Raw genomic sequence first — 7417 nt, 5'->3', positions numbered from 1 at the left:
GATGCCGCGCCGCGCGCCAACCCGCAGCGCGAGGCGCCTCCTGCCGCCGACGCTCCGGCGGAGCCGCGTCCGAACGCACGCCCTGCCGCGCAAAACGACCAGCAGCCGGCGGATGCCGCTGAAGAACCCGTCGGAAGCGACCTCGACGCCCTGACCGAGCAGTTGCGCGCGCAGGAGCAGGGCGAGCAGCCCGCAGCCGATCCGGCCGCGACGGCCGATGCACCTGCGGAACCCGCAGCGCCTGCGGCTCAGGGTGGCCTGACCCTGGCGACCGGTGCAACGCAGGTCGAACGCGCTGGCGCCCTGCCGGGTCTGGCCGGAGTGCTGACGCAAGAGGTTCAGGGTGGCCTGGACACCTCGGCGCTGACCTGTCTGGACGGCAGCGCGTTCCCCTGTGCAGATGGCGGTCGTGCGATGACCCCGAACGGCGTCGTCGTCGAGACCAACGAGGCGGGCGAGCTGCGCCTGGCCCCGACCGAGGCGCAGATGTACCGCGTCGGCCAGAATGGAGAGATGATCCGTCGTGCCGCCGAAGAGGACACCGTCGAGACCGAGGCATCGCGCGAGGCCGCTCAGGCGACCGCACCGGCCACCGCGGCGGCGCTGGACGCAGCCGATGGATCGGGCGAGATCACCGAGCAGCAGGTGACCGAGGAGAACGCCCGGTCTTCGTCCGAGGACTTTACCACCAGCCTGCGCGATGCGCTGGCGGGCGCCACCGGTCAGCCTGCACCGCAGGCCGAGGAGGAGGACGACGACAACCGCCTGCGCAATGCCCTGCTGCTGGGTCTGGGTGCCGTGGCGGTCGGGTCCTACCTGAACAACAACCGCCAAGTTGCGCTGTCCGCGCCGGACCGGGTGGTCGTCACCCGCGCCGATGGCAGCCAAGAGGTCATCAAGGACGAGGTCGCCCTGCTGCGCCAGCCCGGCTCGACCGTGCAGACCGAGAACTTCGACGACGGTTCGTCGCGCACCATCGTGACGCGCCAGGACGGCAGCCGCGTTGTGACCATCCGTGACGCGAACCTGCAGGTGCTGCGGCGCACCCTGGTCAGCGCCGACGGCACGACCACGCAGCTGATCGACGACACCGCCGACGTGCAGCCCGTCGATATCGGCGCCCTGCCCGCCCCCGCCCCCGTCCAGACCGGCAATGCGCCCCTGAACGAGGATCAGCTGCGCGAGGCCCTGCTGCGCGAGGCGAATGTCGACCGCCGCTTTACGCTGTCCCAGATCCGCAACATCCCCGAGGTGCGGGCGCTGGTGGCGCCAGTCAACATCGACGCGATAACCTTCGATACCGGCTCTGCCGCGATCCGGTCGGATCAGGCGCAGCAGTTGCAGGGTCTGGGTCGTGCGATCCAAGACCAGATCGCCCAGAACCCGAAGGAGATCTTCATGATCGAGGGTCATACCGATACGGTCGGGTCGGACGCCGCCAACCTGGCGCTGTCGGACCGTCGCGCGGAATCGGTGGCGCTGGCACTGACCGAGTACTTTGACGTGCCGCCGGAGAACCTGGTGACCCAAGGCTATGGCGAGCAGTTCCTGCGCGTCCGTGCCGAGGGCGACATCCGCGACAACCGTCGCGCCTCGGTCCGCCGGATCACCGACCTGCTGGCGCAGTAAGCGCACCCACGAAACGACGAAGGCCCCGGCATCGCGCCGGGGCCTTTTTCACGTCCTGTCGTCAGTCCGCGGCCAGGAAGCCGCCGGACTGGCGATGCCACAGCCGGGCGTACAGACCGTCGCGTTCCAGCAGTTCGGCATGGCTGCCCTGTTCGACGATCCGGCCCTGGTCCATGACCACCAGCCGGTCCATCGCGGCGATGGTGGAGAGGCGATGCGCGATGGCGATGACCGTCTTGCCCTGCATCAATGCCTCCAGCCGGGACTGGATCGCGGCCTCGACCTCGCTGTCCAAGGCGCTTGTGGCCTCGTCCAGGATCAGGATCGGCGCGTTCTTCAACGCGACCCGCGCGATGGCGATGCGCTGGCGCTGGCCGCCCGACAGCTTGACGCCGCGTTCGCCAACATGCGCATCAAGCCCCTGCCGGCCCTGGCTGTCGGACAGCGACGGGACGAACCCGTCCGCCTCGGCCATGCGCAGGGCGTGGTCGATCTGATCCGGGGTCGCGTCGGGGCGGCCATAGGCGATGTTCTCGCGCACCGACCGGTGCAGCAGCGAGCTGTCCTGCGTGACCACGCCGATGGCCGCGCGCAGGCTGTCCTGGGTCACCTGCGCGATGTCCTGGCCGTCGATGGTGATGCGCCCCGCGTCGATGTCGTGAAAGCGCAGCAGCAGGTTGATCAGCGTCGATTTTCCCGCGCCGGACCGGCCCACCAAGCCCACCCGTTCACCCGGCCGCAGATGCAGCGTCAGGTCGTCCAGCACCGCCATCGGCTGCGCCCCCGCAGCACCGCCATAGCGGAAGGTGACGTTGTCGAACCGCACCGCCGCAGGACCGGGCAGCAGGGGCTGCGCCCCCGGCGCGTCGCGCACCTCTCGTGGCAGGGACAGGCTGGTGATGCCGTCGCGCACGGTGCCGATATTCTCGAACAGGGCGGCGAATTCCCACATGATCCAGTGCGACATGTTGTTCAGCCGCAGGGCCAGCGGCACCGCGATGGCCACCGCCCCGACCGCGATCAGCCCCTGCGTCCACAGCCACAGCCCCAGCCCGGCCACCGCCGCGACCAGCCAGACGTTGAGCAGGTTCAGCACCATGTCCTGCAGGCTGGACAGGCGCATCTGCGCGTGGACGGTGCCCAGGAACCGGTCCATGCCCTGATGCATCCACGCCTCCTCCCGGTCGGAGTGAGAGAACAGCTTGACCGTCGCGATGTTGGTATAGCTGTCGACGATGCGTCCGGTCATCGCGCTGCGGGCATCGGCCTGCTCCTGCGCCACGCGGCCAAGGCGCGGCACGACATACCACAGCAGCGCGCCGTAGGCTGCGGCCCAGACCAGGAAGGGCAAGGCCAGACGCCAGTCCTGGCTGGCGGCCAGCACCATCGCGCCCAGGAAATAGATCAGCACATAGCTGCCCACGTCCATGATCTTCATGGACACCTCGCGTACGGCCAGCGCGGTCTGCATCAGGCGCTGCGCAATGCGGCCCGCGAATTCGTCCTGGAAGTAGCCGACCGACTGGCGCAGCAGCCAGCGATGCGCCTGCCAGCGGATGCGCTGCGGAAAATTGCCCATCAGCGACTGGTGCAGGACCAGCGATGTCACCACGTTCAACGCCGGCATCACCACCAGCAGCACCAGCGCCATCAGCGCGATGCTGCCGCCATGACGGTCCCAGAAGACCTCTCGCGGGGTGTCGGCCAACTGGTCGATCAACTGCCCCAGCCAGCCGAACAGCGCCACCTCGATCAGCGCGATCAGGCCCGATCCCACGGCCAGCAGCACCAGCCAAGGCAGCGTGCCGCGACTGTAATGCAGCACGAACCGCCACAGACCCGACGGGGGCATGGTTGGGGTCTGGTCGGGATAGGGGTCGATGCGTCGTTCGAACCAGGCGAACATGGGGATGTCCTCCGCTGCTGAAGGGGCCGCAGTGCTGACCCGGACCGCCCGCAAAGTCAAGCGCGCAGGGGCGATCTTTGCCATCGCGATGGAACGGGGCGGGCCGGGGATCGTTGGTCATCCAGCACCATCAGAAAGGCCGTATCATGACCATGAATTCCCTCAAGGACCTGTATCTGGACCAGCTGCAGGATCTGTATTCCGCCTGCAAGCAGTCCATGCCCGTCGTGACCGAGATGGGTCGCGTCGCCAAGTCGCGCGAACTGGCCGAGGCGCTGATCGCCGGCAACGAAGGCATTGCCCGCGGCATGGAGCATCTGGCGACCCTGTGCAGCCAGCACGGCGTCGACCCCACCGGAGAGCACTGCAAGGGCATGGAAGGTCTGGTGACCGAGGCCCGCAAGCACGCGCTGCAGGCCGATTTCGGTGATGACGACGTCCGCGACGCGGCGATCATCACCCAGTATCAGCGCCTGACCCATTACGCGATCGCGGGCTATGGCTGCGTGCGCAGCTTTGCCAACCGCCTGGATCTGGATGCCGATGGCGGCGTGCTGCAGGAATGCCTGGAGAGCACCCGCGACGGCGACAAGCACATGACCCGCATCGCCGAGGGCGGCGTCAACCAGAAGGCCGCCAACGGTTGATCCACCACGACCGCCCGGAGGACACCCCGGGCGGTCGTCTTTCCTCAGATCGTGCCCGCGGCCATTTCCTTGGCGATATGGTCGGCCTGACGGATCGCCAGCGCGACGATGGTCAGGGTCGGGTTTTCCGCCGCGCCCGTCGTGAACTGGCTGCCATCGGACACGAACAGGTTCGCGATGTCATGCGTCTGCCCCCATTTGTTGACCACGCCGTCCTCCGGCCGCTCCGACATTCGGTTGGTCCCAAGGTTGTGCGTGGACGGATAGGGAGGCGTCGGCAGGGTCCGCGTGGCCCCCATCGCCCGGTACATCGCCTGCCCCCGCTCATAGGCGTGATTGCGCATCGCCACGTCGTTGGGATGGTCGCTGAAATTCACGTTGGCGACCTTCAGGCCAAATTTGTCGACCGTGTCCGACAGGGTGACGCGGTTCGTCTCCTGCGGCATGTCCTCTCCGACGATCCACAGCCCGGCCATGTATTCGTACTGGTCCAAGGCGGTCGTGAACTCGCGCCCCCACCGGCCGGGGTCCAGGAAGGCCGCCATGAAGGGCAAGCCCAAGGACAGGGTCTCCAGCTCGTATCCGCCGACGAAGCCGCGGGAGGGATCGTGGCGCGCCTCGTCCTGCATGATGCCGGCCATGGTCGTACCCCGCCACATGCGCACGGGTTTTTCGAAGATGCCATAAACCGACCCGGTCGTGTGGCGCATGTAGTTGCGTCCCACCTGACCGCTGCTGTTGGCCAGACCGTCGGGGAACATCTCGCTGGCGGAATTCAGCAGCAGCCGCGGGCTTTCAAAGCTGTTGCCCGCCACCGCCACGATGCGCGCGGCCTGAAACTGCAGGGCGCCGTCCTTGTCGAAATACTCGACCCCGGTCACGCGGCCCTGGTCATTGTGCAGGATGCGGGCCACATGGGCGTGGTCGCGGACCTCAAGGTTGCCGGTCGCCTCGCCCTTGGGGATGTCGGTATAGGCGGCCGACCACTTGGCGCCCCATTTGCAGCCCTGGAAACAGAACCCCGTCTGCTGGCAGGCCGGCCGTTCGTCGTTGTCGATGCTGTTGATCGCCATGCGCCCGGTCGAGACCTCGGTATAGCCGATGGCCTTGGCCCCCGCCTCGAACACCTTGTAGTTGTTGCTGCCCGGCAGGCCCGGAAAGTCGCCGGTCCGGGTCACGGCCAGCTTGGCCTCGGCCTTCTCGTACCAGGGCGCCATCTCGGCCGCGTCGATGGGCCAGTCCAGCAGGTTCGCCCCCTCGACCGTGCCATAGGTGGTCAGGGCCTTCCATTCATGTTCCTGGAACCGGATCGAGGCGCCCGCCCAATGAGTCGTGGTGCCGCCGACCGCCTTGACGATCCAGGCGGGCAAGCCGCTGAAATCCTTGGCCACGCGCCAGTCTCCGCTGGTCGTGCGCGGGTCGGTCCAGGCCAACTGGCCAAAACTTTCCCATTCGTCGTTGATATAGTCTTCGGGCAGATAGCGCCCGCCCGCCTCCAGCGCCACGACCTTGACGCCCTTCTGCGCCAGTTCGTTGGCCAGCACGCCGCCGCCCGCGCCGGTGCCGATGATGACGACCACGCTGTCGTCGGTCAGTTCGAATTTCGCTGCCGTAGCCATGATCCGCCCCCTTACAGCCAGTCGATGTCGTCAAAGCCACGATAGATGTAGCCGCCTTGGGAGAAGCTCTCTCCCTCATAGCCGAAGATCGGCCAGACCTCTTTCTGGTTGTAGAGACCAGTCACCAGCCCGCCCCGGACGGTCTGGAAGAACGCGCTGTCCTCCATCCCGCGCAGGATCGCCACGCGGTCCTGCTCCCACCCGATCGAGACATAGTCGTCATGCCCGGCCGCCTGCGCGGCGGCGTCCAGCGCGGCGATGCCCTCGGCCACCATGGGCTGGTTCTCGGCGGTGTCGTATCCCTTGATCGCGATCGCATAGAAACGGTCGCCCACGCGGTCATGCGGATAGATGTCGCGGGCCATCTGCAGCAGCGTGGCCATCTCGTGCTCGCTGATCGCGGTCACCTCGACGGCCCAGGCCGCATCGGGTGCCGCGATGAAGCCTGCGCCGGCCACTGCCAGCGCGCCCGCCGCGACGGCCCGCGACAGCAGCGCCCGACGGGTCAGGCCCTTGGTCGTTGGTTCAGACATGGGTTCCTCCTCCCTTGATGTGGTCCCGCGCCCCCTCCCAAGGGCGCGGCAGGCTGATCAGCTGTAGCGGCCGCCCCGCTGCAGGACCTCGATCTCGTATCCGTCCGGGTCCTTGATGAAGAAGAAGCGGGCGATCACCTCGCCGCCCGGCGCGAAATCGACCAGCTTGCGGGGGGCAAAGCCGGTCTCCTCCAACCGGGCGTGGGTCGCATCGACATCGTCGACCGAAAAGGCCACGTGCCCATAGCCGTCGCCCAGGTCATAGGGTTCGGTGCGGCCCTTGTTGACGGTCAGCTCCAGCTCGGTCCCGCTTTCGCCATTGGACAGGTAGATCAGCGTGAATTTCTCGAAATCCAGCCGCTCGGCCACCTTCAGTCCAAAGCAGCGGTCATAGAAATCGACCGAGGCCGCCTCGTCCAGAACGCGGATCATCGAGTGGATGTACTTGGCCATCTGGCCCTCCCTGCACGTGTCTTGCCTGATCGAGGCTAGGGGCTTGGGGACGGGCCGGGTAGTATCGGATTACTACAGCGAAAATATTCGTGTCACTCCGCGGCGATGGCCGGGGCGACGTCGTCCTCACCCAGATATATCGTGCAGGCGCAGCGCAGCAGCGAGGTGAAGTTCCGCGCCTCTCCGTGTAGCTCCAGCACTTCGGCGTGCAGCTTGGAGATGAAGGCGGGCGTCGTCACGCCTTCGCGGGCGGCGATGCGGTCCAGGATGCACCAGAATGCACGCTCCAGCCGGATCGATGTCGACTGGCCGTTCAGGCGCAAACGGCGGGTGACGGTCTCATAGCGGTCCGGGTGCTGCCCGGCAAAGATCTGGCACATCAGCTTGATCATGTCCTGTTCCTGACCTGCAGTCTCGCGTGCGGCCCCGCGTCGGTCAACGCGACTTTTTTGTCATGTCATCCATATTGGCACCGTCGCCAGACACAAACGACAAGGGCCACCCCGAAGGGTGGCCCTGTCCGCCGCGATATCCCCGAAAGGATCATCCGGCAGCATCAGCATTCCTTGGCCCGTTCGGGCCCTGGATCACTTGATGATCTTGGAGACGACGCCTGCGCCGACGGTGCGG

Annotated in this window: 7 protein-coding genes; 2 read left to right on the top strand and 5 right to left on the bottom strand. The window is 67.0% G+C overall.

Features of this window, described 5'->3' with window-relative positions:
• On the top strand, window positions 1-1629 hold a 1629-nt coding region (locus FHD68_RS16420), incomplete at its 5' end, for an OmpA family protein (protein ID WP_139086240.1).
• A 61-nt stretch (window positions 1630-1690) separates the two neighbouring features.
• On the opposite strand, the gene FHD68_RS16415 is transcribed toward FHD68_RS16420, so the two are convergent.
• Window positions 1691-3535, bottom strand: coding sequence for an ABC transporter ATP-binding protein (locus FHD68_RS16415; RefSeq protein WP_127899134.1), 1845 nt, complete (start codon window positions 3533-3535; stop codon window positions 1691-1693).
• Between the two features lie 146 nt (window positions 3536-3681).
• Between FHD68_RS16415 and FHD68_RS16410 the strand changes: the two genes are divergently transcribed.
• Entirely contained in the window at window positions 3682-4182 is a 501-nt protein-coding gene (locus FHD68_RS16410) for a ferritin-like domain-containing protein (protein ID WP_046001347.1), read from the top strand.
• Window positions 4183-4226: 44 nt separating this feature from the next.
• Here the strand turns inward: FHD68_RS16410 and FHD68_RS16405 are convergent, their stop codons facing one another.
• The 4 genes from FHD68_RS16405 to FHD68_RS16390 form a co-directional block, all read right to left on the bottom strand.
• The gene (locus FHD68_RS16405; RefSeq protein ID WP_127899135.1) at window positions 4227-5801 is read right to left on the bottom strand and encodes a GMC family oxidoreductase; all 1575 of its coding nucleotides are present in this window, start codon (window positions 5799-5801) and stop codon (window positions 4227-4229) included.
• An 11-nt stretch (window positions 5802-5812) separates the two neighbouring features.
• Complete coding sequence (locus FHD68_RS16400) at window positions 5813-6334, bottom strand: twin-arginine translocation pathway signal (RefSeq protein WP_046001345.1); 522 nt, start codon at window positions 6332-6334, stop codon at window positions 5813-5815.
• A gap of 57 nt (window positions 6335-6391) precedes the next feature.
• Window positions 6392-6787, bottom strand: coding sequence for a VOC family protein (locus tag FHD68_RS16395; RefSeq protein WP_127899136.1), 396 nt, complete (start codon window positions 6785-6787; stop codon window positions 6392-6394).
• 92 nt (window positions 6788-6879) lie between these two features.
• Window positions 6880-7167 carry a ribbon-helix-helix domain-containing protein gene (locus tag FHD68_RS16390; RefSeq protein WP_046001342.1) on the bottom strand — a complete coding sequence of 96 codons (288 nt, stop codon included), beginning with the start codon at window positions 7165-7167 and terminating at the stop codon, window positions 6880-6882.
• Window positions 7168-7417 lie beyond the last annotated feature (250 nt).

The organism is Paracoccus marcusii (assembly GCF_006151785.1).
Lineage (GTDB): Bacteria > Pseudomonadota > Alphaproteobacteria > Rhodobacterales > Rhodobacteraceae > Paracoccus > Paracoccus marcusii.
This window is presented reverse-complemented; position numbering and strand designations above follow the sequence as displayed.

What these genes read in the sequence shown, in the direction of transcription:
- FHD68_RS16410 (WP_046001347.1), top strand. Translation starts at nt 3,682, where the DNA reads ATGACCATGAATTCCCTCAAGGACCTGTATCTGGACCAGCTGCAGGAT.
- FHD68_RS16405 (WP_127899135.1), bottom strand. Translation starts at nt 5,801, where the DNA reads ATGGCTACGGCAGCGAAATTCGAACTGACCGACGACAGCGTGGTCGTC.
- FHD68_RS16400 (WP_046001345.1), bottom strand. Translation starts at nt 6,334, where the DNA reads ATGTCTGAACCAACGACCAAGGGCCTGACCCGTCGGGCGCTGCTGTCG.
- FHD68_RS16390 (WP_046001342.1), bottom strand. Translation starts at nt 7,167, where the DNA reads ATGTGCCAGATCTTTGCCGGGCAGCACCCGGACCGCTATGAGACCGTC.
- FHD68_RS16415 (WP_127899134.1), bottom strand. Translation starts at nt 3,535, where the DNA reads ATGTTCGCCTGGTTCGAACGACGCATCGACCCCTATCCCGACCAGACC.
- FHD68_RS16395 (WP_127899136.1), bottom strand. Translation starts at nt 6,787, where the DNA reads ATGGCCAAGTACATCCACTCGATGATCCGCGTTCTGGACGAGGCGGCC.